General features: G+C 66.2%; 19 protein-coding genes, 1 tRNA gene and 1 pseudogene. 9 read left to right on the top strand and 12 right to left on the bottom strand.

From position 1 onward, the window contains the following. Window positions 1–84 precede the first annotated feature (84 nt). From ACJ70B_RS14310 to ACJ70B_RS14295, 4 genes and pseudogenes are all read left to right on the top strand, one after another. Complete coding sequence (locus tag ACJ70B_RS14310; RefSeq protein WP_408957666.1) at window positions 85–996, top strand: hypothetical protein; 912 nt, start codon at window positions 85–87, stop codon at window positions 994–996. Window positions 997–1,258: 262 nt separating this feature from the next. Continuing rightward, complete coding sequence (locus tag ACJ70B_RS14305) at window positions 1,259–2,248, top strand: class I SAM-dependent methyltransferase (RefSeq protein ID WP_408957665.1); 990 nt, start codon at window positions 1,259–1,261, stop codon at window positions 2,246–2,248. A gap of 98 nt (window positions 2,249–2,346) precedes the next feature. After that, window positions 2,347–2,420 (top strand) — tRNA-Thr (locus ACJ70B_RS14300). A gap of 235 nt (window positions 2,421–2,655) precedes the next feature. Then, window positions 2,656–2,916: pseudogene (locus ACJ70B_RS14295) on the top strand (alkyl sulfatase dimerization domain-containing protein); the annotation flags it as partial. A 492-nt stretch (window positions 2,917–3,408) separates the two neighbouring features. Here the strand turns inward: ACJ70B_RS14295 and ACJ70B_RS14290 are convergent. Genes ACJ70B_RS14290 through ACJ70B_RS14280 form a run of 3 tightly spaced genes read right to left on the bottom strand, consistent with a single transcriptional unit; the run spans window position 3,409 to window position 5,427 of the window. Further along, on the bottom strand, window positions 3,409–4,113 hold the full coding sequence (locus tag ACJ70B_RS14290; protein ID WP_408957664.1) for an energy-coupling factor transporter transmembrane component T family protein: 705 nt from the start codon (window positions 4,111–4,113) through the stop codon (window positions 3,409–3,411). Beyond that, window positions 4,107–4,820, bottom strand: a complete 714-nt coding sequence (locus tag ACJ70B_RS14285; RefSeq protein WP_408957663.1) for an energy-coupling factor ABC transporter ATP-binding protein — start codon at window positions 4,818–4,820, stop codon at window positions 4,107–4,109. Before ACJ70B_RS14285 ends, ACJ70B_RS14290 begins: the two co-directional genes overlap by 7 nt. Window positions 4,821–4,845: 25 nt before the next feature. After that, window positions 4,846–5,427 (bottom strand): biotin transporter BioY, encoded by a 582-nt coding sequence (locus ACJ70B_RS14280; protein WP_408957662.1) that lies wholly within the window; start codon window positions 5,425–5,427, stop codon window positions 4,846–4,848. Window positions 5,428–5,842: 415 nt separating this feature from the next. Here ACJ70B_RS14280 and ACJ70B_RS14275 point away from each other — a divergent pair, with 415 nt between their 5' ends. Continuing rightward, a complete protein-coding gene (locus ACJ70B_RS14275; protein WP_408957661.1) occupies window positions 5,843–10,423 on the top strand; it encodes a CARDB domain-containing protein in 4,581 nt (1,526 codons plus the stop codon). 109 nt (window positions 10,424–10,532) lie between these two features. On the opposite strand, the gene ACJ70B_RS14270 is transcribed toward ACJ70B_RS14275, so the two are convergent. After that, window positions 10,533–10,823 (bottom strand): hypothetical protein, encoded by a 291-nt coding sequence (locus ACJ70B_RS14270; RefSeq protein WP_408957660.1) that lies wholly within the window; start codon window positions 10,821–10,823, stop codon window positions 10,533–10,535. A gap of 99 nt (window positions 10,824–10,922) precedes the next feature. On the opposite strand from ACJ70B_RS14270, the gene ACJ70B_RS14265 reads away from it, so the two are divergent. After that, window positions 10,923–11,093 (top strand): hypothetical protein, encoded by a 171-nt coding sequence (locus tag ACJ70B_RS14265; protein WP_408960142.1) that lies wholly within the window; start codon window positions 10,923–10,925, stop codon window positions 11,091–11,093. 59 nt (window positions 11,094–11,152) lie between these two features. Here ACJ70B_RS14265 and ACJ70B_RS14260 read toward each other — a convergent pair whose 3' ends face one another. Then, window positions 11,153–11,623: a DUF5799 family protein gene (locus ACJ70B_RS14260; RefSeq protein ID WP_408957659.1), complete on the bottom strand. Its 471-nt coding sequence runs from the start codon at window positions 11,621–11,623 to the stop codon at window positions 11,153–11,155. A 142-nt stretch (window positions 11,624–11,765) separates the two neighbouring features. Here ACJ70B_RS14260 and ACJ70B_RS14255 point away from each other — a divergent pair, with 142 nt between their 5' ends. Next, a complete protein-coding gene (locus ACJ70B_RS14255; protein ID WP_408957658.1) occupies window positions 11,766–12,242 on the top strand; it encodes a universal stress protein in 477 nt (158 codons plus the stop codon). A gap of 21 nt (window positions 12,243–12,263) precedes the next feature. Here the strand turns inward: ACJ70B_RS14255 and ACJ70B_RS14250 are convergent, their stop codons facing one another. The 4 genes from ACJ70B_RS14250 to ACJ70B_RS14235 form a co-directional block, all read right to left on the bottom strand. Further along, window positions 12,264–13,202 (bottom strand): biotin--[acetyl-CoA-carboxylase] ligase, encoded by a 939-nt coding sequence (locus ACJ70B_RS14250; protein ID WP_408957657.1) that lies wholly within the window; start codon window positions 13,200–13,202, stop codon window positions 12,264–12,266. 264 nt (window positions 13,203–13,466) lie between these two features. After that, on the bottom strand, window positions 13,467–14,462 hold the full coding sequence (locus tag ACJ70B_RS14245; RefSeq protein WP_408957656.1) for a tyrosine--tRNA ligase: 996 nt from the start codon (window positions 14,460–14,462) through the stop codon (window positions 13,467–13,469). Between the two features lie 55 nt (window positions 14,463–14,517). Further along, window positions 14,518–14,715 (bottom strand): hypothetical protein, encoded by a 198-nt coding sequence (locus ACJ70B_RS14240; protein WP_408957655.1) that lies wholly within the window; start codon window positions 14,713–14,715, stop codon window positions 14,518–14,520. A gap of 95 nt (window positions 14,716–14,810) precedes the next feature. Continuing rightward, on the bottom strand, window positions 14,811–15,095 hold the full coding sequence (locus tag ACJ70B_RS14235; protein ID WP_408957654.1) for a HalOD1 output domain-containing protein: 285 nt from the start codon (window positions 15,093–15,095) through the stop codon (window positions 14,811–14,813). 184 nt (window positions 15,096–15,279) lie between these two features. Here ACJ70B_RS14235 and ACJ70B_RS14230 point away from each other — a divergent pair, with 184 nt between their 5' ends. After that, on the top strand, window positions 15,280–15,933 hold the full coding sequence (locus tag ACJ70B_RS14230) for a hypothetical protein (protein WP_408957653.1): 654 nt from the start codon (window positions 15,280–15,282) through the stop codon (window positions 15,931–15,933). A gap of 12 nt (window positions 15,934–15,945) precedes the next feature. Here the strand turns inward: ACJ70B_RS14230 and ACJ70B_RS14225 are convergent, their stop codons facing one another. The 3 genes from ACJ70B_RS14225 to ACJ70B_RS14215 form a co-directional block, all read right to left on the bottom strand. Then, window positions 15,946–16,725, bottom strand: a complete 780-nt coding sequence (locus ACJ70B_RS14225) for a 4-phosphopantoate--beta-alanine ligase (RefSeq protein ID WP_408957652.1) — start codon at window positions 16,723–16,725, stop codon at window positions 15,946–15,948. A gap of 50 nt (window positions 16,726–16,775) precedes the next feature. Then, window positions 16,776–19,688 carry a DUF1508 domain-containing protein gene (locus ACJ70B_RS14220; protein ID WP_408957651.1) on the bottom strand — a complete coding sequence of 971 codons (2,913 nt, stop codon included), beginning with the start codon at window positions 19,686–19,688 and terminating at the stop codon, window positions 16,776–16,778. A 395-nt stretch (window positions 19,689–20,083) separates the two neighbouring features. Continuing rightward, the gene (locus tag ACJ70B_RS14215) at window positions 20,084–20,917 is read right to left on the bottom strand and encodes a pantoate kinase (RefSeq protein WP_408957650.1); all 834 of its coding nucleotides are present in this window, start codon (window positions 20,915–20,917) and stop codon (window positions 20,084–20,086) included. Window positions 20,918–21,202: 285 nt separating this feature from the next. Here ACJ70B_RS14215 and ACJ70B_RS14210 point away from each other — a divergent pair, with 285 nt between their 5' ends. After that, window positions 21,203–22,081, top strand: a complete 879-nt coding sequence (locus ACJ70B_RS14210; RefSeq protein WP_408957649.1) for an esterase/lipase family protein — start codon at window positions 21,203–21,205, stop codon at window positions 22,079–22,081. The last annotated feature ends 145 nt before the right edge of the window (window positions 22,082–22,226 follow it).

Genomic DNA, 22,226 nt, shown 5'->3' with positions numbered 1-22,226 from the left:
GCAGGTGTGACAGGATGGGCAAAATCGCTCGTCGTGATAGCTAGCGAACGACAGGTCAATGTAGGGTGCTCGTGATGGCGGCGTATGGGTGGAGACGTGGATCCGGAGGCAGTTGCAGAAAACCTCTCTGCGTTAGCGAACCCGTTGCGAATTCGAATACTACTGGCTCTCGCGGAGACGCGCCAGCCGAGTTGGGACCACCGGGGGATGCGCTACAGCGACCTCCGCTCGGCGGTCGACGTCGAGGACGGTGGCCGGTTCAACTACCACATCAACAAACTCCGCGACCAGTTCGTCCGGGGAGCAGAGGGACGATACTGGTTGACCACCGCCGGGTCGCGTATCGTAGATGAAATCTACGCCCGGACGTTCTCGGGCGGTCACGAGGGGGTCTCGGGACCAGTCGAGTGGTACTGTCCGGCTGACGAGGAACGGCTGGAAGCGACACTCGAGGACGGAATACTCTCCGTCTCGTGTCCGAATCACGGCGTCCTGTTCGACATGATGCTCTCGTTCACTGCTCCCCGGGGCCGTGACCTCGACGACCTGTTCGCATGGGCCAACCGGCGAGCACTGTGGTACCTCGAATCCGTCTCCTGGGATGTCTGTCCCCACTGCGCGGGCCACTTCGGAGAGGTGACTATCGCGACGCGGAGTCCGGGGCCGGCCACCCGACTAGAAACGCTTAGATGGGACGTCTCGACGATGGTAATGGTCGGTATGCGCTGTCAACAGTGTGGCGTCTCGTTTCGGATTCCCGCGTTCCACTACGCGCTGACACGATCGCCCACTATCGCGTTCCTACACGATCACGGTATCGACTACAGGACGCTCGAACTGGAATACGGCTCGACCCCGTGGGACTGCGAGAGCAAGGAACTCGACGACGGCGTGTTGGTCCGATTCGCAATCGACGACGAACAGCTCGAGATCGAACTCGACAACACGCTCGACACCCGGTCGTACCGACGCACGTCGCTGACCGAGGAGCAGTGACCGTTCGCAGCGGACGCGGTCCATGGATTTGTCCTGAACGTGTCCAACTGCTACGAAGACGAAGCCCCCGTCGGGAGTCGATTCGGTCCAGAATCTTCGAAACGCGATCTCGAGTGATTCACATCGCACACACCGAGAGACCGCGTCCCGGCGAGCAGCATCGAAATTCGATATATCGACTATTGGTTTATTCTCGCCGTTCGTTCTCGAGCACTGCCGGCGAAAACGTCAGCGTTACGGCGGCGCGTCAGCCAGTTCGCATATGGAAGTGCCGTGCGTCCGCGTCGCTCGCGAGGCCGGGGAAGCGACGCGAACGACGCTCGCCGACGCGGACCTGATCGACGACACCTACGAGATCGCCGTCGAGGACGGCTGGCTCTACATCCCGGTGACCAACGCCGACGCGACGCGGGAGGCCCTCGAGGACGCCACGATCGTCACCCGCACGGTCGACGAACGCGAGACGCAGACGACGCCCGCGGATCTCCTCGCGTTCGACCCCTCCTACGAACGGCTCGGCAGGGCTGTGCTCATCGACGACGATGACCCCGAGCGCGCACAAGCGATCGCAGACGCCGTTCTCGAGTCCGACCTTCCCGTCGAGACGGTATTGAACAAGGCCTCGAAGGTCAAAGGCGAGACGCGCGTACGCGACTGGGAACTGCTCGCGGGCGAGGACACGGAGGTCGTCCACCGCGAGTACGGCTGCGAATATCTCCTTGACCTCGCGAACGTCTACTTCTCGCCCCGGCTCGCGACCGAGCGCCACCGCGTCGTCGAGCAAGTCAAGGCGGACGAGCGCGCGTTCGACATGTTCGCCGGCGTCGGCCCCTTTGTCGTCCCGTTCGCGAAACGCGGCGCGGACTGTGTCGGCGTGGACATCAACGCCGAGGCGATCGACTATCTCCGCGAGAACGCCCGCCGCAATGGGGTCACAGATCGCGTGACTGCCATCAACGACGACGTACGCGACGTGGCCGCCGACTACGAGAACTGGGCCGATCGCATCGTGATGAATCTCCCCCACAGCGCCGACGCGTTCCTCGAGTCGGCCGTCGCCATCGCCGGCGACGACTGTGTCCTCCATTACTACGACATCCAGCACGAGGACGACCCCTTCGGCCCGGGCGAGCGCGCGATCCGTGTGGCCGCCGAACCAGAATACGAGGTCACCGTCGAAACCCGCCACACCGTCCGGTCGTATGCCCCGCACGAACTGAACGTCTGTCTGGACGTGCGCCTCGAGCGGTGATTGTGGGGGTCCGGGGCTACGCAACTTCCTCTCACGACTGGATCGATTCGCAACCCTTATGCCCGATATCGACCCTACGAATAAACGCAGACGAACGCGCCGGTGTAGCTCAGACTGGCAGAGCGAATCCTTCGTAAGGATTAGGTCGAGGGTTCAAATCCCTCCACCGGCTTTCTTCCGCCGAACAAATCCGTGAGCTGGCAGTTTTTCTGGAGGAATTTGAATCAGGGTAGCTTCGCTGCGACCGCGGTTCACAATCCCTCTACCGACTCGTTCTGTTCGAACGCGTCTCGAGGAAAGCTACGACGAGAGCGAGGTCGTCATCCGGAACCTGATTCGCCGGTAGGCGGATTGTGGACGGGCGATCGAGCAATCTGAAGCCCGCTCCCTGAGACGAAGGGGCCGAAGAGATCGCCACATTGGCCGGCGGCCCGGACGCGTTGCTCAAGCGCGCCGCGGAACTGATCTCGGACGGAGACTATCGCCGGGCGACGCAACTCGTCGATTACGCGATGGAGGCCGCTCCGGGCGACGAGTCCGTCCAAGAGGTGGCCGCCGAGCTGTACGAAGAACGCGCGACGACAGGGGAGCCTGATGTCGGCGACCCTCTCTCGGTCTGCGGCCACCTACGCCAAGGAGGGGCGACCGTTCCAATAGACAGTCCGTGAGGCGACAGCATTCGTCCGTGTCGCCAATCGACGGGCGGAGCAGAGTCGGCGCTCGAGAGCTGTGATAAACCATAGGGTGCGATATCAAATCTCGAAAGCGGAACGTAACATGGCAAGCGGCCGGGAATCGATACGGTATCACTGCAGTGCTGAAAACTCTGGAACTGGATGATTCGTCTGACTCAGAAGCTACCGCCGGTAGAGCCGCTAGAACGGTGTGAAGTACGACGGCAGGACCGTGCGTGTATGGCGCAGATGATGATGATGTGGCGTCCTGCCGTACTCGTTTGAAAGTGTGCGGTGAGTATAGCAGTGACCCCAAACAGATTTGGTCGGGGACGATCACGCGGGCCGACTCGAGACCGTCGACCGCCGCCGCACCTTGAGACGACCCACAAACGAGGGTGGAAAGAAATGAATCACCGATTCACCGCAGCGCCGGAGCATGGCCGACGGCTAGCGTCGCCCGCTCGAGGGGTCGGTCGAACCAGACTACTGAAACGCAGAGAGCACGAGCGCGACGGCGAGGGCGAGGACGGGATAGTCGACCCGCGAGAACGAAAGCGGCGGCAGCGTCGGGTTCCACGCGAAGCAGCGCGACTGCAGCGCGAGCGAGAGCCGGTCGGCCCGATCGAACGCGCGCGTCACACCGAGAATCCCGATCGTGCTGGCGCGGTCGACCGCACTGCGTTCGGTTCCCAAGCGAGCGGCCATCGCCTCGCGGATCGTCCGGAGATCGCCGCGGAGCACAGGGAGAAACCGGAAGACGAGCCCGACGCCGACGCCGAGGAGCTGGCCTGGTTTCCCGGGGATCGTCCGCTGGATCGCCGCTCGAGAGTGCCGAACCGGCGTCGATCGGACGTAGGCGGCGCTGACGAGCAAGATGAGCACCACGCGGTAGCTCGCCAGCCCCGACGCGACGGCGGCCGACCGATCGAACCAGGGCGCACCGAGGGAGACGCCCGCGAGCAGCGGCGCGAGCGCGAGAACGACCAGCGCGAACCGATAGGCGACGAGGGTTCGCCGGAGCGACAGCCGCGCCGCGGCCATCACGACCGCCGTCAGGGCCGAGAAGACGACGAGTGCGCGCGGCGTCGTGTGCGCCAACGCGGTGGCGGCGAATCCGATCTGGACCGCCAGTTTGGCCCGCGGATCGAGCCGGTGGGCGAGGCTCTCGCCGGGTTCGTAGGTCAGCATCGTGTGGCGTCCGGAACCCGTACCTCGAGTCCCTCGAGTTCTTCCAGCGCGTCTGCGGGCGGGCCGTCGACGGCGACGCGGCCGTTCCGCATCGCGATCACGCGATCGGCCAGCCCGAGCACGTCCCGGAGATCGTGTGTCGCGAGCAGGACGCCGGTGCCGTCGGCCGACAGCGCCTCGAGACGCTCGAGGACCGAGCGGCGCGCGGGGTCGTCCAGCCCGGTAAAGGGCTCGTCGAGGACGAGGTGGGTCGGCTCCATCGCGAGCGCGCCGGCGATGGCGACGCGGGACTGTTCGCCGCCCGAGAGCGCGTCGATTCGCTCGTCGCCTCGGGCGGCCAGATTCACCGCCTCGAGCGCGGCCGCGACGCGGCGGTCGATCGCTCGCCGCTCGAGGCCGAGGTTTTCGGGTCCGAAGGCGACGTCCGCGCCGACGGTCGCGGCGACGAACTGATCGCGCGGGTGCTGGAAGACCATGCCGACGTTCGAGCGAGCGGCGATCAGGTCCTCGGCGACCGGCGTTCCGTCGACGAGCACCTCGCCGGAGTCGGGCTCCAAGAGCCCGTTGCAGTGGCGCATCAGTGTCGTCTTCCCGCTGCCGTTGGCCCCCGCCAGGAGAACGAACTCGCCGTCGTCGATCGACAACGAGACGTCCTCGAGGACGGAAACGCCGTCGAACGCGTGAGAGACCGACTGAAACTCGATCATCGGTGCTGCGATTGATCGTCCGTCGTCATGTAGCGATGCGTCCGCCCTCGACGATGGCGACCGCGGCCGCGATTTTGATGAGATCGCCCGGGATGAACGGAAGGATGCCGAGTTCGGCGGCTTTGATAGGGGTCAGGTCGAGGACGTAGCCGAGCCAGGCGGCTCCGAGGAGATAGATGACGGTCAGCGCCGCGAGCAGCGTCGCGACGAGGACCGGCCGCGACAGCTCGGCGGGATCGCCGGCTTCGCTCCGCCAACGGACGACGGCTCCGATCAACATGACCGCGATCGGATACGACCAGAGATAGCCGGCGCTGTCGCCGATGAGGACGCCGATTCCGGCGGCACGATTGGCGAAGACGGGGAGTCCGACTGCACCGGCGGTCAGGTACAGCAAGATCGAGACCGCCCCCCAGAAGGGGCCGAGGTAGAGCCCCGTAAGATAGACGACGAGCACCCCAAGCGACACCGGGACCGGCGAAAACGGGATCGGAATCGATCCGACGAAGACGGTCGCTCCCAGCAGCGCTGCGAGAACGGCCGCCCGTGCAAAGGGCTTGATAACGTCGTCGTCGACGAGTTCGACCGAACGTTGATCCGTTGCCATACCCCACCCCTCTCTCGTAAACCGGAATGAATACTTCGGTTTCCGAGACGAGCAGTGAGTAAAACGACATATTCCGTCGGCACTGTCGATATCCCGGCTGACGCGAAACAGACCGCTTCCTCTCAGCGTCGGTGATGGTTTCGCCGACTCCCGGTCCGTCGGAGAGGTGCGGTAGAGGCGTCGATCGGCCGTCTACGACCGTCGGTTGACTAACGACCCGCAGTAATACCGTATTTCCTCGGTCCGCTAACTGAAACGACCGGCGGTCTTATGCGGTCGTTCGGTCCCGTGGTGGGAAAATGGGAATCGGTAGTCCAAAACCCGGCGTTCGGGGTCGAGACGGGGCGAAATCAGGAGTGGGGCATGGGGGTAGCGAAACGGCGTTCGCGGACGCGGGTGTCGGAGGGGCCGACGAATGAATCGGTGTCGGACGACCGCGTCCGTCATCTTGGTGGCGGCCGCGCTGGTCGGGAGTGCCGTCGCGCTGCCGCTACTTGGCGGCGGTACCGGGCGAGCCGCCGTCGGCGAGGCGACCGACGGTTCGCCGACCTCGCTCGAGGCGGCCGTCGTGCAAAACGAGTCGCCGCCCGCCGAGCCCGCGTTCGAACTGGTGACGTTCGATGAGGAGTCGGCGTCGGATGCCGGTGAAACCGACCAGGAGACGATGCAGGAGCCGAACGATACGCCCGTCGAGGCGGGCGTCGCGGAGGGTGTCGAACTCGTCCAAGCGCAGGGAATCAACGTGACACAGGAACAGCGAGCGGCGGCGCTCGAGGGCGCTCGCGCGGCGGTGACCCAGCACCAGACCGTCGCGGCAGAGCAGGTGCAGGCGGCGACGGCGGGTGCCGTCCACGGCGCGCTGATCCAGAAACAGTCGGTGAACGCGACCCAGCTCCAGCACGCGGTCGCGGGGGCGACCGGCGGCGGGCTCTCACAGGCCCAGTCGGTGAACGCGACCCAGCTCCAGAGCGCGACCTGGGGCGCGGCCCATGGCGGGCTCGCACAGAGTCAGCGCGTGACCGGCGAACAGATTCAGGTCGCGTGCAGGGGTGCGGCCGCGGGTGCCGCGAAGGAAGCGGGCGCGAACGACGTCGGGACGGTACCGACGATCCAGGAGGCCGCCCAGGGGTCCGCTTACGGCGTCCTGACGCAGTACCAGCGCGTCGCGGCCGAACAGCGCCAGCGGGTGTCCCTCGAGCACGTCCAGCACGCGGCGGCGGGTGCCGCAGCCGGCGCGATCGACGGGGCGACGCACGCGAACGTCAGTCAGACACAACTCGACGCGCGTCAGGACCAGCGCGCCGACGTCGAGCAACGCCAGCGGGTGACGATCAAGCAGGTCCAGAAGGCTGCCGCCGGCGCGGCGAAAGGCGCGCTCGTCCAGCAACAGCGGGTGTCGGTCCGTCAGACCCAGGCAGCGGCCCGCGGCGCGAGTCGTGGCTCGCTGACGCAGCTCCGGACGACCCGACTCGAGCAGTACCAACGGCTCTCGATTACGCAGGTTCAGGAGGCGTCCTTCGGCGCGGCGAAGGGTGCGATCGCCCAGAGTCAGGAGGCGACGGTCGAGCAGATCCACGCCGCGGCGACCGGGAGCGCAAGCGGCGTGCTGGTCCAGCGCCAGGTCGTCTCGATCGGGCAGATCCAGCACGCCGCGGTCGGGGCCGCGGAGGGCGCGGTCACGTCCGCGGTCCAGCGGCAGACGGTGACCGCCGAGCAGGTTCAGGCCGCCGCGGCCGGGGCCGGCGAGGGCGCGGTGACCCAGACACAACTCGTCGGGATCACGCAGATCCAGTCTCTCGCGCGAGGCGGGGCAAGCGGTGCGCTCACGCAGTCTCAGGCGGCGACGGTCGAGCAGATCCAGACGGCGGCACGACTCGCCTGTACGGAGACCGCCGACGTCGTCCAGACACAGCGGATCAGCGTCCAGCAACTCCAGCGGGTGACCGCTGAGACCGCCGCCGACGCGACCGCCTACGCGGTCCAAGAGGAGACCGACGACGCGACGGTCATCAGCCAGCGCGTCGAGGTCACCGTCGTCCAGCGGATCGAGACGGTCGACCGGCTCGAGGGGACGGCCTCGATCGACTTCGCGGACCAGACGTCCGACGGCCAGCGGATCACGGTCGAGGAAGTCTCGCTCTCCGAGGGCGGCTTCGTGGCCGTCTACGGGGGCGTCGCCGTCGGTACCGATCCGGAGCGCGTGATCGGGGTCTCGCGCTTCCTCGAGGCCGGCACCCACGAGAACGTCACGATCGAACTCGACGAGCCGCTGGCGGAGAGCGCGGCGGTCGTGGCGGTCGCCCACCACGACACGGACGGTGACGAGACGTTCGACTACGTCGACTCCGGGGGCGAGACGGACCCGCCGTACGTCACCGGTGCCGGTGCGCCGGCTCTCGGCGGTGCGTTCGTGACAGTCTCCGAAGGGACCGACGAAGCTACCGGATCGCTGTCGGTCGCCGACCAGACCGGTTCCGGCTCGAGCCTGACGGTCGACGAAGCGAACGCGTCCGTCGACTACGCGCTCACCGTCACTCACGAAAACGGCACGCGGCTCGCAGCGACCGAGCCGATCGCGGCCGGCGAGGCGGTCGCAAACGAGACGGTCGATCTCGAGCCGCCACTCGCCGAGAACGCGACGCTCGAGGTGGCCGTCGTCGCGGCGGCCGACGGCGAGGAACTCGCGAACGAGACGATCGAATACTCCCTTGCAGCCGAGGGCCCCAGGGCGGTGATCTCGGTCGATAACCAGACCGGCAGCGGTGAGACGCTCGCGGTCGACGCGGCGAGCGCGTCCGTCCCGTACGTGATCGCGGCCGAGTACGACGGGCAGCGCGTCGACAGCGAGGTGTTCGAGGCGAACTCGACGGCCACCGGCGCGGTCCTCGAACTCGACCCGCCGATCGAGGCGAACGCGACCGTCGAGGTGTCCGTCCGCGCCGCGGCTGACGACGCGGTGCTGGCGACCGAGACGATCGCGTACGGCCTCGCGGAGCCGGCCCCCGACCGGCCGACGGCGAACCTCTCGGTGGCCGACCAGACGGGCGACGGTGAGACGATCACGATCACGCAGGCCAACGCGTCCGTCGACTACGCGCTCACGGTCACCGGCGAGAACGGGACGCAACTTACAGCGACCGAGGCCTTCGACGCGAACGAGACGATCGGCCCGCTCGAGTTCCCCCTGGAGCCGCCGCTCGAATCGAATTCGACGCTCGAGGTGGCCGTCATCGACGCGGACGACGGCACCGTCCTCGCGACCGATACCGTCGGATACACGGTCGACGGCGGGCTCAGACGGTTCGACGTGACGTTCGTCAACTGCACGTACGCGACAGTCGACGCCTCGCTCGAGGCGGGCGACCGAGTCGCCGCGAGCACGGGCTTTTACACCGGTGGCGGTTTCGGAAACACGATCGTCGAGGACATGATCACCGTCGGCGAGGACGTCGAAGCGCCGTTCGACGGGACGATCGTCTTCCAGATCGGCGACGAACGCGACGTTACGACCGACGGCGATCGGGTGATCGTCGAGGTACCCGACTACGGCACCTTCGGGACGTATATTTCCGGAATCAGCTCACCCGAGGCGGCGCGCGTCGGCGGTATCGACTATCCGAACCCCGACGAGGCGTGTCTCGATTCGATCCGACCAGAGCGCCCCTCGCTCTCCGTTGTCGAGACGACCCCGACAGAGGACGGCATCAACGTGACGTTCGGCTACGAGAACCCGAACGACGCCTCGCTGGCCGTCGACAGCGAGTTCGTCGAGGGAACGACGACCGCCCGGCCGCCAGACGGCCTCGAGCCCGGCCGGCACACGTTCACCGTCAAGTGGACGCCCGAAAGCGACGACGAGCGCCTCGTCTGGCAGGTCGACCTCTCGCACTTCGGCTACGAGGAGCCTCTGACCGCGGCGACGCCGCCCGCCGGCGAACTCAAGTCGGCCGATCCGGCCGCGTTCGGCGTCGAAATCGCGGGGACGAACGATCCAGTCACGCGAGGTGAGCCACTCGCGGTCGAGGCTCAGGTGGCAAACGTCGGCGGCGAAAACGGAACGCAGAACGTCTCGCTCGCGGTCGATGATGCCGTCGTCAACGCGACGACGGTCTCGCTCGAGCCCGGTCAGACGGAGACGGTGTCGCTCACGGCGGACAGCACCGACCTCGGGCTCGGCGAGCATTCGGTCGCGGTGTCGACCGCCAACGAGACGGCAGAGACCACGATCACCGTCGAGGAGGCCGTCGAACCGGCGTCGTTCGGCGTCTCGATCGCGAGCACGAACGGCCCCGTCACACGAGGTGAGCCGCTCGCGGTCGAGGCCGAGGTCGAGAACGTCGGCGGCGAGACCGGCACGCAGAACGTGACGCTCTCGATCGGTGGGACTCCCGTCGATACGACGGGTATCTCGCTCGAGCCTGGCCAGTCCGAGCCGGTCACGCTGCGTGCCGAGACGGCGACCCTCGAGCCGGGCGAGTACCCGGTCGCGGTGTCGACCGCGAACCAAACGGCCGAGACGACGGTGACAATCGAGCCGAGCGGCGAACCGGCGTCGTTCGCCGTCGCAGACGTTTCGGTGTCCGACGCCGGCCAACCCGGTGAGGAGGTGACGGTAACGGCGACGATCGAGAACGAGGGCGATCTCGAGGGAACGGAGACGGTGACCTACAGCGTCGACGGTCGGGTGGCCGCCGAAACGCCCGTGACACTCACGGGCGGACAGACGGCGACGCTCACGTTTTCGGTACAGCTCCCGGCGGGAACGTCGACGCACACGGTCGCGACCGCCGACGATCAGGCCTCGGTGACGATCGAAGCGGCCGCGCCGGAACCTGCAGAGACAGACGATGGTGCAGAGTCGGGACCGCCCGAAGACCCCGGGCCACCCGAAGAGCCAGGGCCACCTGAAGAGCCCGGGCCGCCGGAGGAAACAGGGCCGCCAGAAGGGGACGGTAACGCCGAACCTGCTGGGCCACCCGACGGCGGTGGCGGCTAAGTGGCGTCAGCGTTCGCTCGAGCTCCAGTTTGCTCGTCGAGCGCTGCCGCGATTCCGTTCGGAAAATCGAGCTGGTACCCTCGATACGACGATCGATACGGTGGGCTTGTCAGTGCTGGTGGCCGGTCGCCTCGCCGAACGTGACGCCGAATCGCTCTTCGAAGAGGTCCATCACTGCTTCCTCCTGGGCCTCGAGTTCCGCGTCGGTATCCTCACCGTGGTGGACGATGTGGTGTGCGCGGCTGGCAAAGGAGAGCAGCATGACGTCGCCGACCGTCTCGGCATCGCTCTGGTCGCCCTCCGCGACGAGGTCGACGAGTCCCGCCGGAATCGTCACTTCGTCGGCCGCGCCATCTTCGGAACTGATCGAAAAGGTCGTCGTCTTGACTTCGTCGGTCATACTCCTACGGTCGGGAACCGTCCCTATAGATGCTATGGCTTGTGCCCGAAACGACCTGACGGCCGATCGCACGGTGCTGTCGACCCACCCCGCGCGTTTTTGGCCGTCGGTAACCAATATGCACGTATTCCATCCGTCGAGCTCGATGAAGAAACGATCGAACGGCTCGATGCACTGCGCGTCGAGGACGAGTCCTACGACGAACTCGTGATCGAGCTCATCAACATCTACGAAACGAGCGAGTATACGCTGTTCCACGCCGGCGACTGACGCTGGCGAGCAGCGCCGACGTGCCGGGGCAGCGATCGTCGAACGGACGACGCCGCGGCTCAGTTACCGTCGGCGACGGTCTGCCGAACGCTTTCCCACCGCCCCTTCGACTCGAGGTGTGACTGGAGTTCCGTCGCGTACTCCTGGGTCAGGCGTTCGGCCGCCTCGAGGCGTTCCTTCTCGACGGAGCCGCCGTTGCCGCCCATCCCGAGTGCACCCATGATCGAGTCGAAGACGCCGCCGCTCGAGGAGCTCGAGCCGGAGGCTCCGCCGCCGGACTGGCCGGCCATCGCGCCCATTCCCGTCTGGACGTTCTCGAGTTCGGGGATGATACCGTCGAGGTTGTCCGTGTTGGCGACGATCTGCGCTCGATCGGGATCTTCGGGGTGTTCGATCTCGAACTCCGTCGCGGTCATGATCAGGCTCCACTGTTGGTTTGAAAACTGCGACTCCCGGATCCGCGCGGCGAACTCCTGATCGACGGTCATGCGCTCCCCGACGATCCGATCGGTCCACGACGTGTCGCTCATGGGTTTCGGTTAGCGGGGCGGCCGCATCAGCGTTTCCCCTCCGTGCACCCGTCGCTGGCCGGCGGACGACCGTCGAGATCCCTCTCGCCCGCGGCGGGACAACGCTCATATAGGATCTTGTTGTATGTTATCGTGTATCGCAATGTACGACCGCATCCTCATCCCGACCGACGGCTCGCCGGAGTGCGAGCGCGCGATCGAGTACGCCTTCGAGCTCGCGCACACCCACGACGCGACCGTCCGCGCGCTCTACGTGGTCAACGTAACCGGCTACAGCGGCCTCTCCATGGAAACCGCACTCGAAGGGATTAGCGACGCGCTTCACAACGAAGGGCAAGCCGCGGTCGAACGGGTCGCGGCGCTCGCACCAGACGGCGTCACGGTCGAGACCGACGTACGCGAGGGATCGCCGAGTCACGCCATCGTCGAGGCGGCCGACCCAAGCGAGTGCGACCTGGTCGTGATGGGAACCCACGGTCGCGGCGGAATCGACCGACTGTTGCTCGGCAGCGTTACAGAGCGCGTCGTCCGGCGCGCGTCGGTTCCCGTCCTCACGGTGCAGGTCGATTCCGACGCGCCCGACGACCGATCCGAACGGCAATCCCTCACCGTCGAGTGAGCGCCGCGATAGCTCGCCGGCTTAGATCGGGCGTAGGTGTTCACAGTCGCCCGCCGAGACCGTCACGCGTCCGTCGTCGGTCTCGACCTCGAGCGTCCCCGACTCCGTCACGTCGACCGCCTCGCCGACGATCTCGCCCGACGGCCGCTCGACCCGGACGCGCTGGCCGAGCGTCAGCGCTAGGTCGCACCACGCGGGGACGACGGCGTCGAGGTCGGTTCGATAGCGATCGAACTCCTCGAGTAAGCGCTGGACGAAGGTCCGACGGTCGACGTCGCCGGCCTCGTTGCGGACGCTGGTTGCGCCCTCGGGGAGCCCGTCGGCGTCGAGGTTAGCGTTGACGCCGATCCCGGCGATGAGCCACTCCACGCGGTCCGTTTCGCCTTCCATCTCCGTGAGAATGCCCACGAGTTTCCGATAGTCGCCGTCGTCACCGACGGGGACGACCACGTCGTTGGGCCACTTGATCCGGGCGTCGACGCCGGCCTCGCGCGCCACTGTCGCCGTCGCGACCGCCGACGCGAGCGTGTACAGCGGGGCCTGCGCGGGCGTGATTTCGGGCCGGGAGACGATACTCACCCAGATGCCGCCCGACGGCGACGACCACTCGCGCTTGAGGCGGCCGCGCCCGCCGGTCTGTTCGTCCGCGACGACGGCCACGTCCACCGCGCCGTCGGCCGCGAGGTCGCGCGCACGGTCGTTCGTGCTCTCCAGCGTGTCGTGGTACTCGATCGAAAACGGTGCCTCGAGCCCGAACTCGATCGCCGGCGCGTTATACGCGTCGACGCCGGCCAACTCGTAGCCGTTCGGGCTGCTCTCGATCTCGAAGTCCGCATCGCGCAGTTCCTCGATGTGCTTCCAGACCGCCGCCCGCGAGACCTCGAGGTCGTCGGCCAGTTCCGGCCCCGAGACCGGTCCGTCCGACAACGCCGCGAGGATCGCCCGTCGCGTCTCGTTCATGGCCTCGAGAGGGGGCCGCTCGTACTTCAATCGGCGGGTCCTCGCGGCTCAACGGTCGATCGAAGAAGCCCCCGGCTGTCAGGCAGCGAGAGCATTGCGAACGGGATAGACGGTGAGACGGTGTCCGACGACGATGCCCGTCGATATCGTGGTCGAACAGCCTATACAGCACATACCATACGTAGTATGACAATACCGAGGGCTGTTTCGGGAATAGCGTCCGAGGTAGTACTACCGCGACCGGAAGCTGATATACAGACGAGTTCAGTCTCGCAGTTCGCGGAGTTTCTCGCGGCCCGGCGCGATCAGTTCGTCGAGATAGCTCGCCAGCGTCCCCTTCGCGTCGGCGGGGTGGAGGTCGCCGGACTCGAGGTCTTCGGCCAGCGACTCGAACTCTTCGTAGGTCAGATCGCCGCCGTACTTCTCGGGGCGTTCGACGACGACCTCCTCGAAGCGCGGGAAGACGTGGTACTCGAACAGTTCGAGGACGGGGTTCTCGCGCTCGTTGCCGTCGTCATCCGGCTCTGGGTCGCGGGTCGGCGGACAGTACGCCGAGTTGACCTTCTCCTCTACGTCCTCGGTCGAGTCCTCCATCGAAATGGTGATCCCCTCGCTCGAGGACATCTTCCCCTCACCGCTTGTGAGATCGGCAACGATGGGCGTATGGAGGGCGGGACGGACCTCGTAGTCGAGGTCGGGCAGCTTTTCGCGGGCGAGCATGTGAACCTTCCGCTGGTCGAGCCCACCGACCGCGAGATCGAGATCGAGGTACTCGATGTCCAAGGTCTGCATCAGCGGGTAGACGAGGTGGCTCACCTTGGCGGTCTCGTCGCCCTGGATCTCGGCCATCGCGCGCTGGGCGCGGTTCATCGTCGTCCCGACCTCGAGGGCGTGGAGATCGAGGACGTACTCCTCGTCGAGTTGGAACTCAGAGCCGTAGACGAACTCGGCGTTGTCCTCGTCGAGGCCGTAGGCGAGGAACTGGGCCTTCATCTGCTCGGCGATGTCTCGGATCTCCTCGAACGTGCCTTTCCCGTTGAGGTAGGCGTGGACGTCTGCCAGGAGGACAACGACCTCCATGCCGGCCTCCTGGAGATCGATGAGCTTGTTCGCCGTCAGCAGGTGGCCCAGATGGAGTACGCCGGAGGGCTCGTAGCCGACGTAGGCGCGTTTCCCCGCCGGCTCGTCGGCGAGGTCGCGGACCTCCTCGTCGGTGACGACCTCCTCGGCGTTTCGCGTGAGTAACTCGTAGGCGTCCATACGTGGCAGGAACCGGACCAGGAATTTATACCCCTTGAAACCGCCGCCGGACCCCTCAAAACGGCGTCGGGATCGATTCGACCTGATCGCGGGCCGTGCCGGCGAGATAGCCGGTGGCAGCGCCGACGCCGGCTCCGACGGCACCGCCGGCCGGGCCAGCGACCCCGCCGACCGTCCCGCCGAGTTTCGCTCCCGCGGCCGCACCGCTGGAGGCGTGGTCCGATCGCAGACACGGTGGCTCGAGTGATACCATAGACGACTGTTCAGTGTGGTGACTAATAACCATTCGTCTTTCGGGCCATCGCGAACGCGAACCGGCGAGCGCGAGTCTGGCCCACTGCGGGACGGTTACGTCGATAGCTCGCGAAACGTGGTCATCCCGTCTTGCTGGACGCGGATCCGGTATCCCTCGTAGGAAAACACGATACACGCGTCGGCCTCGGCGGACGGCGGCGACGAGAAGAGGTCGGCGATCAGATCGTCGATGCAGCGGTAGATCGGGGGGAGGTTCAGCGGACTTCCGTCGTCGAGGTCGGCGACGATTTCGACGATCTGGGTCGCCGGATCGTCCTGCTCCGTGTTAAGTCGTCGCGTTATGCGCTCGTCACTGGTTACATCGCTCGGCTTACTCATCGATACCAATGCGACGGCGTCCGTGTTCGTAACTACTGGCCCGGCCACTGCGTGCCCCGCCTGCAGACTCGGGTCGAGTCCGCAGTCGAACGGATCGTCCCACGCGACGGTCGCTGACGAGAGAGTTCGCGACGAACTGCCGGCCGAATACTCTTCCGGTCGGTCGTCGTACTCACACCGATCAATGAGCTACCGAGAGGACTTCGTCAACGCCCTGCGCCGTCGCTTCCTCCCACAGACACACTTCCTCTTGCAGGGGACGTTTGGCGGTTACGCGGTCAGCCACACGACCGCCGACGAGTACGCCCTCACGGTTCACTGCTCGGAGGCGACGATCGAGGACGTCCTCGAGCAACTGGGGTTCTCGCGCAACCCGATCGCCGCGCTCAAGGTCCGAATGGACGGCAACACGTCCGAAGGCTCGTGGGTGTGGCGACCGTCGCTGTTCGCCGACGAGCAACTGCATATCGTCCTCCACGACCTCGAGAACGAATCGGGCGTCGACGTCTACGCCCACTGGGAGTGTTCGTGGATCCGCCACCCGTACAAGCACTACGTCGCCCGCGGCTACGACGCCGAGAAAGGGGTCGCGCTCGCGCGGCGCTGGCTCGTCGACGGCGACGAACTCGAGTGCGGGCCGGGAATCGACTACGAGATCGATAACTCGCTCGCGCGGCGGGCGAGCGAGGCGCTGTGGCTGTCGTACTACCGTCTCGAAGAGGCGAAAGCGGCGATCGCGTCGAAACTGCCGTTCGTCGACGGCGTCGAGCGACCACAGATCATCGAGCGCGAGGGGGCGCGCGATTCGGTCTCGCCGACGATTACGGGGAAGCGCTGACTTCGGTGGCGGTCAGAGGTCCCCGGACCGAATGCGCTCTTCGGCCGCCTCGAGCGCTCGCTCCCGGTCGAAGGCCTCGATAACCGCCCGTAGGTCGTCCTCGTCGGCGTCGGCCAGTTCTCGCGCGTGCTCGGTGATGTTCGGCACGGCGCGGATGATGTTGTCGACGATCGGCACGTCGGCCACCTGTGGCGACCGCGATAGCGGGTTGAGATCGATCACGATCTCGGTCTTGCCCATCTCGTCTAGGGCCTCAGCGCGATCGCCGTCCTCGAGGGGAACGAGCACCGCGTCGGCCGCGTAGATCCCGTCGGCGTCGACTTTCGCCCGTTTGTGATCCAGATTTGGAATGTGCGCGTCGGCCTCGAGTCCCTTGACCTCGTCTGCGCCGTGCTCGCGGAGGTGGTCGGCGATGGCCGCGATGCGCTCGGGCGTGCGATTGAACAGGTTGACCTCGAGGTCGGCGTCGACGGCGTCGGCCAGTTGGACCATCTCGCCGGGGACCAGCGCCGCGACGTTGCCGTTGATCGAGAGCACCGGTCGATCGGCGAGCAGGAGGTGCGCCGCGGCCGCCCGCTCGGCGTCGTCGGCGCTGGGAATCGTCTCCTCTCCCAGCAGATAGTCGAACGCGCTGCCCCGTCCCTCGGCGTGCATCCCCTGTAGGTGGGTGATCCCCTTCTCGACGCCCCGCTCGATCCGGTGGCGAGTGAGCAGATCCTGGTATCTGGGGTGGTCCTCCGGGATCTCCTCCTCGTGCTCGACGTCGGCGGAAACGGTGTCGTAGTCGCTCACGAGGGGTGACTCAGTACCGTCGATAAAAAAGCCGATTGATCGCCGGGTCGTTACTCGGTGAACGTGATCCAGCCCTCGGGTGCCTGGGCCTTCACGTCGTTCATCGCCCCGCGGGCCGCGGTTCGGGTCTCGTAGGTCTGGGTGCTCTCGGCCATCATCGCACCGTACTCGTCGATCAGCTGCCAGACCCAGCCGTCATCGTCGGTGTGGAGCTCGAACGAGACGCTGTCGATCTCGAGGATGCTCGCCGACTCGATCAGGTCGCGGACGTCCGCTAGGGCCTCGCGAGCGGCCTCGGAGGTTTCGTAGGCTTCGGAGCCGGTCGCGACGGTGCGGCCGTCCTCGTCGATGAGCCGCCATTGCCAGCGATCGTCCTCGTCGGCGACGAGTTCGAAGGAAGCCACGTCGAAATCGACCCGGCCGGCCATCGGCGCGAGCCGGCGGACGTCCTCGATCGCGTCGTAGAGGTCGTCCTTGCTCGCGGCGGTGTCGACCGCTTCGGCGAGTACCTCGCGGTCGCGGTCGACGAGTTCCCACGACCAGCCGTCCTCGTCCTCGCCGTCGAGACGGATCGCGGCGTCCTCGATCGAGAAGATCGGCGCGTCGGCCGCGTTCACCGCCAGGTCCTCGACGCCGTCCATCGCCGCGTCGCGGTCGCTAAAGGAGACGTTTGCGTCGGCGATCTCTTCGCGGTCGCGGTCGAGCAGACGGAAGTGCCAGTCGTCGGTCTCGTAGAGCTGGACGGAGACGTCGCCGATCGTGAACTGACCGGCCGACGCGGCCGCCTCGCGAACATCGTCGAGACCGTCGACCAGTTCGTCGCGGGTCGGATACGGCTCACCGCCGACGGCGACGATTTCGCCCGCCGGCATGACGAACCGCCAGTGCCAGTCCTCGGTCGCGTACGTCTGGAAGATCGCCTCGTCCATCGTCCGCACGTTCGACTCGAGGTGCTCGAGCAGGCGGTTCATCGCGTCGCGCGCGGCGTCGCGCGTCGGGTGAGTGTTCGGGTCCTCGGCGACGAGTTTCCCGCCCTCGTCGATGAGCCGCCAGCCCCACTCGTCGTCCTCGTTGACGAACAGCTCGAAGGCGGCGGTCTCGATCTCGAGCAGTTCGGCGTCGGGGGCCTGCTCTTTGAGCGTCATCATCGCTTCGGCGGCCTCCCCGCGGGAGGTGTGTTCCTCGCCGCTGTCGGCCAAGACGTTGCCGTCCTCGTCGATGAGCCGCCAGCGCCACTCGCCGTCGTCGGCCTCGTAGACCTGGAACGCGGCGTTTTCGAACTCGATGAGATCGGCCTCGTTGGCCTGTTGGCGAACGCGCTCGATCGCGTCGGCGGCCGACTCGGCGTCGCCGTGGGGGACGTTACTCGCCGCGATGACGTCGCGGTCGTCCGTGACGAGTCGCCAGTTCCACGGTCCGGTGTCGTCGGCTTCCGTGCTGTCGTCCGCGACCGTCCCGCCGTCCGGAGCCGGCTCAGGGTCCTCGATCGCCGCGGCGGACGTCTCGGCCGCGTCGAACGTGTACTCTTCGCCCGCGGCGTCCGGGGTCGGATAGACCTCGTACTCCGCGCTCTCGATTTCGACGATGTCGGCGTCACGGGCGTTCTCGCTGAACTCGTCGGCCCACCGCTCGGAGCCGCCGCGTTCGCGCGTCCCGTCAGGGCCGCGCGCGACGACGTGCTCGGTCGCGTCGATGAGTCGGTAGCGCCACTCCTCGTCGTCCTCGTAGAGTTCGAACGTCGGTTCACCGGCGACGGTGATCGACGCCGAGTCCAGTTCCGGCAGCAGGTCCTCAGCGGCTTTCTCGGCGCTGCGCCGGGAGCCGAACTCGTGCGTGCTGGTGGCGATGACGTCGTCGGCGGCGTCGACGAACCGCCAGGTCCAGCCGGCGGCCCCCTCACAGAGCTCCACGCCGATGTGCTCGACGTCGAGCACTCGCGCGCGGTCGAATCGCTCGGCGAACGTCCGGGCGGCCTCCTCGGCGCGTTCCTGCGTCGAGTGACCCGTCTCGCTCGAGGCCAGCGGCGTGCGGTCGTCGTCGACGAGTTGCCAGTACCACTGATCGCGTCGCTGCTCGTAGGTGAACGCCGCGCCTTCGATCTCGATCACGTCGGCCTCGGGGCCACGGTCTTTCAGGAAGCTGACCGACTCCTCGGCACCGTCGCGTCGGTCGAACTCGCCGGCACAGGAGCCGACGATCGAACCGTCGTCGCGCGCGAGCGTCCACTGCCAGGAGCCGTCGCGGTCCTCGTAGAGCCGGAACGCCGAGGTCGTCAGCTCCATCAGTCCCGCGGAGCTGATCTGTGACTTGACGCGTTCGATGCCCTCCGTCGCATCCGGCCGCGTGACGGCGCTTTCGGTGCTCTGGGCCAGCGCCTCGAGGTGGAGGACGTGCCACTTCCAGTCGCCGTTTTCGTCGCGGAAGACGGCGAACTGGGCGCTCTCCATCGCGTCGCCGGTGAGGATCGCCGGATCTTCCGTCTGTCCCTCTTCTTCGACGAACATCCCCCGCTGACCGGTGAGAATCGGAACGAGCGCGGTAACGCCCGCGATGATGCCGATCCCGAACGTATAGACCGAGATCACTTCGACGCTGTAGTCGGTCCCGAGCGCGCGCCAGTTGTATGGGTACGCCCAGGCGAAGAATCCGACGCCTACGAAGGAGACGGCGAGCCCAACGGCGCTGGCCTGTATCCCGCGCCGTCGCACCGGTAACATGAGCACGATGCCGAACAAACAGAGCGCGAGCCCCGCCGCGGCCGTGACGCCGGAAATCTTAATCAAGGCGTAGGAATTCGATGTCCCTGCGTATCCGACGACGAAGGTCACCACGCCCGCCGCCCCGATGATGTACCCGACGATGAACAGCCAATAGCCGTAGACGTCCTTGCTTGAGTCGGGTTCCCCGACGTAATGTTCGTACAACTTAAACAGGTCTTGATGAATGTCAGTCAGTGATGCCATTTCAAATCTTGACCGGATAACTCGAACGCACCATAATAAAGTTCTGGCTACCAGTAATATGTATGTTATATAATACAACTAACATATGTGTCGACAGCGATCCGTCGACCGACCCGGTCCGCGAGCGTCGACGAGGAATGAATGCAGATCAAAAACGGAAGCAATGTGCCTCTCACTCGAGTTTTCAATAGTGATAACGAGAGGGTGGCAGCGAGTCGACGGCGTTTGGTTCAGAAGGGAGACGCGTGGACCGAACGATACCGGCGCGCCCGCGTGCGATTCAGCCGTCGGACGGGTACATCGTCTGATAGATAGTGGGGGTATTTAATTGGGTGCAGGCGCGGAGCCCCCGCCGCGACGGGCCGCCGAAGGTGGCAAGTAAACAGCGAGGTCACCTACCGCAGGACGGCACCGGCCGGGTGGGTCGCACAGACCGACGGGTCGTAGCCGGCGTCGGACAGCCCGGTTCCGAGCGCGAAGACGGTCTCCCCGAGCATGGCCATCGAGGCCTGACCATCGGCTGCCGAGACATCGGCAACAGTTTCCGTGACCTGGTCGGTCAGGAGACCGGCGTCGCGCGCGAACAATCTCGAGGCGTACATAAACGAGAGGAGCGTCGGCTCTTCGACGACCCTGGACAGGGCCTCCTCGCCGGCGGCCGTCAGCTCCTCGGTGTCGCCCGAGAGTACGTCGGCAGTCGAGAGTTCGCCGAACGAGATGTACTCGACGCGCGCCCGCGACGGAACCGCATCGAGCGTGTTGTGCTGTGGCCCGCCCGGCTCGAGGCGAATCGGGACGCCGCCACGGGCCTGTGCAACCACGTCACCCAGGCCCGTCCCGGCCCGTACCTCGGCACCGTGGGCGATCGTTACGAGTTCGTTCATCGAGAGTTTGCGTTCGAACACCCGGTTGGCTGCCAGTGCCGTCCCCAGCGCCAGCGCACCTGAGACACCGAAGCCCGCTCCGAGCGGAATCTCTGACTCGGCCTCGACGTGCGCGGTCGCGTTCAGGGTCTCGAGGACGGTCGCCACCGGATCGACCTCGAGTTCCGTGCCGTCGAGGACGACGGTCGAATCGTCGCCGGTGGCGGGTTCGACCGTCACCTCGACACCGTCAGTGAGCGTCAGTCCTGCACCTCGAGACCCGGCTTTCGTCGGGTCTTCGTCCGAATGGGCGCTGAAAAAGCCGGTAATGTGTCCGGGTACGAACGCCGTCGCCTCCTCGCGCATTACGCCGTCGCTTTCGGCCCGAACGGTATAACGTTGAAGGTTCTCATCCCGGTTCGCTTGGCCGACAGCGAACGTGAGGCACCGCGTGACCGACGTGTGCCGTCTCGCTTACCGACGCCGATCACGAGCTCGGTGTGGCGCTCGATCGCTCGGGCAACGTCCGAACGGATATCATGCGTCCACGTTGTCCAGCGTCCACGTTGGTTCCGTACCCATCGTCCCATAAATACGCTCAGTATAGAGAAAGAACACCCAATCTCGGCTGCGTGATCTCGTAGTACGTCGATGACAGATAACGACACCCACGGCAACGAACCGACGACGGACGAATCGACGATCGACCGACGAAGCCTCGTGAAAGCGACCGGGACGGCGATCGTCGGCGGTGCGGGACTGGCCGCCGCGTCGAACTCGGCGTCCGCTCAGATCGGCGGTCCCGACATTATCACCGTCGATGATGGCCTATTCGGTTGGAGCGCCGACGGGAGCCTCCCGGTCACCGACGAACTGCTCGTCTTCATCCACGGGTGGTTCGGCGACTCCTCCGTCTCGAGCCAGGCCGCTGACGTGCTACGTTCGCTCGAATCCGGCGGCTATTCGCCGGCCCGGACCGTCGCGATCGAGTGGCCCGCGACCACTATCAATTACTTCGGTGCCGAACGAGACACCGAGGACGTCGGCGAGGTCGTTGCCGGCCTCGCCGAGGACTTCTCCGACGCAGGCGGCGGGCGTATCCACCTCGTGGGACACTCGCTGGGCGGCCGCTGTGTCTACTGGACCTCGGCCAAGCTTGCAAGCGGCTACGAACTCGAGACCGTCGCCGGTCTCGGGACGGCGGCCGACGGCTCCGAGATCTGTGGCGACCCGTGGAACGCCGGTCTCAGCAACGCCTGCGAGGTGCGCAACTACCACTCCCAGAACGACTCGACGGTCGGCTCGGCCTACGGCGGCCTCGGCGACACTGCCCTCGGCACCGAAGGGGCCGGCTGCAATCCTGCGCCGAACTACACCGACATTGATGTCACGGGCAGCGTCGGGAGCCACCTCTCGTACCTCGGCGACGCCACGGTCGGTGCAGACCTCGCCGCGGCGATCAACGACGGGAGCTGTGGTGACACGAACGGGGGTGACGACGGTAGCGACGACGGGAGCTGGTGGAGCTGATAGTTCGGTTGCACGTGTCGCGAGTCGACGAGAACGACGAAACCGGGATCAGCGTCCGACGGTACTTCGTGGCGAGGTCCCGTTCGTCCTACCAGTTTTCGGGGTTGTCGCCTACGGCGACAACCGCTGGCGATCTCGCGGGAAT

The organism is Natrinema sp. 74, from assembly GCF_046097095.1.
Lineage (GTDB): Archaea > Halobacteriota > Halobacteria > Halobacteriales > Natrialbaceae > Natrinema.
The sequence above is the reverse complement of the archived record's forward strand: the minus strand, read 5'-3'. Positions and strand labels throughout refer to the sequence as shown.

Bases quoted from the DNA above. Each gene is read 5' to 3' on its own strand.
- ACJ70B_RS14310 (WP_408957666.1), top strand. From the start codon at position 85: ATGGGTGGAGACGTGGATCCGGAGGCAGTTGCAGAAAACCTCTCTGCG.
- ACJ70B_RS14305 (WP_408957665.1), top strand. From the start codon at position 1,259: ATGGAAGTGCCGTGCGTCCGCGTCGCTCGCGAGGCCGGGGAAGCGACG.
- ACJ70B_RS14290 (WP_408957664.1), bottom strand. From the start codon at position 4,113: ATGCTGACCTACGAACCCGGCGAGAGCCTCGCCCACCGGCTCGATCCG.
- ACJ70B_RS14285 (WP_408957663.1), bottom strand. From the start codon at position 4,820: ATGATCGAGTTTCAGTCGGTCTCTCACGCGTTCGACGGCGTTTCCGTC.
- ACJ70B_RS14280 (WP_408957662.1), bottom strand. From the start codon at position 5,427: ATGGCAACGGATCAACGTTCGGTCGAACTCGTCGACGACGACGTTATC.
- ACJ70B_RS14275 (WP_408957661.1), top strand. From the start codon at position 5,843: ATGAATCGGTGTCGGACGACCGCGTCCGTCATCTTGGTGGCGGCCGCG.
- ACJ70B_RS14270 (WP_408957660.1), bottom strand. From the start codon at position 10,823: ATGACCGACGAAGTCAAGACGACGACCTTTTCGATCAGTTCCGAAGAT.
- ACJ70B_RS14260 (WP_408957659.1), bottom strand. From the start codon at position 11,623: ATGAGCGACACGTCGTGGACCGATCGGATCGTCGGGGAGCGCATGACC.
- ACJ70B_RS14255 (WP_408957658.1), top strand. From the start codon at position 11,766: ATGTACGACCGCATCCTCATCCCGACCGACGGCTCGCCGGAGTGCGAG.
- ACJ70B_RS14250 (WP_408957657.1), bottom strand. From the start codon at position 13,202: ATGAACGAGACGCGACGGGCGATCCTCGCGGCGTTGTCGGACGGACCG.
- ACJ70B_RS14245 (WP_408957656.1), bottom strand. From the start codon at position 14,462: ATGGACGCCTACGAGTTACTCACGCGAAACGCCGAGGAGGTCGTCACC.
- ACJ70B_RS14240 (WP_408957655.1), bottom strand. From the start codon at position 14,715: ATGGTATCACTCGAGCCACCGTGTCTGCGATCGGACCACGCCTCCAGC.
- ACJ70B_RS14235 (WP_408957654.1), bottom strand. From the start codon at position 15,095: ATGAGTAAGCCGAGCGATGTAACCAGTGACGAGCGCATAACGCGACGA.
- ACJ70B_RS14230 (WP_408957653.1), top strand. From the start codon at position 15,280: ATGAGCTACCGAGAGGACTTCGTCAACGCCCTGCGCCGTCGCTTCCTC.
- ACJ70B_RS14220 (WP_408957651.1), bottom strand. From the start codon at position 19,688: ATGGCATCACTGACTGACATTCATCAAGACCTGTTTAAGTTGTACGAA.
- ACJ70B_RS14215 (WP_408957650.1), bottom strand. From the start codon at position 20,917: ATGCGCGAGGAGGCGACGGCGTTCGTACCCGGACACATTACCGGCTTT.
- ACJ70B_RS14210 (WP_408957649.1), top strand. From the start codon at position 21,203: ATGACAGATAACGACACCCACGGCAACGAACCGACGACGGACGAATCG.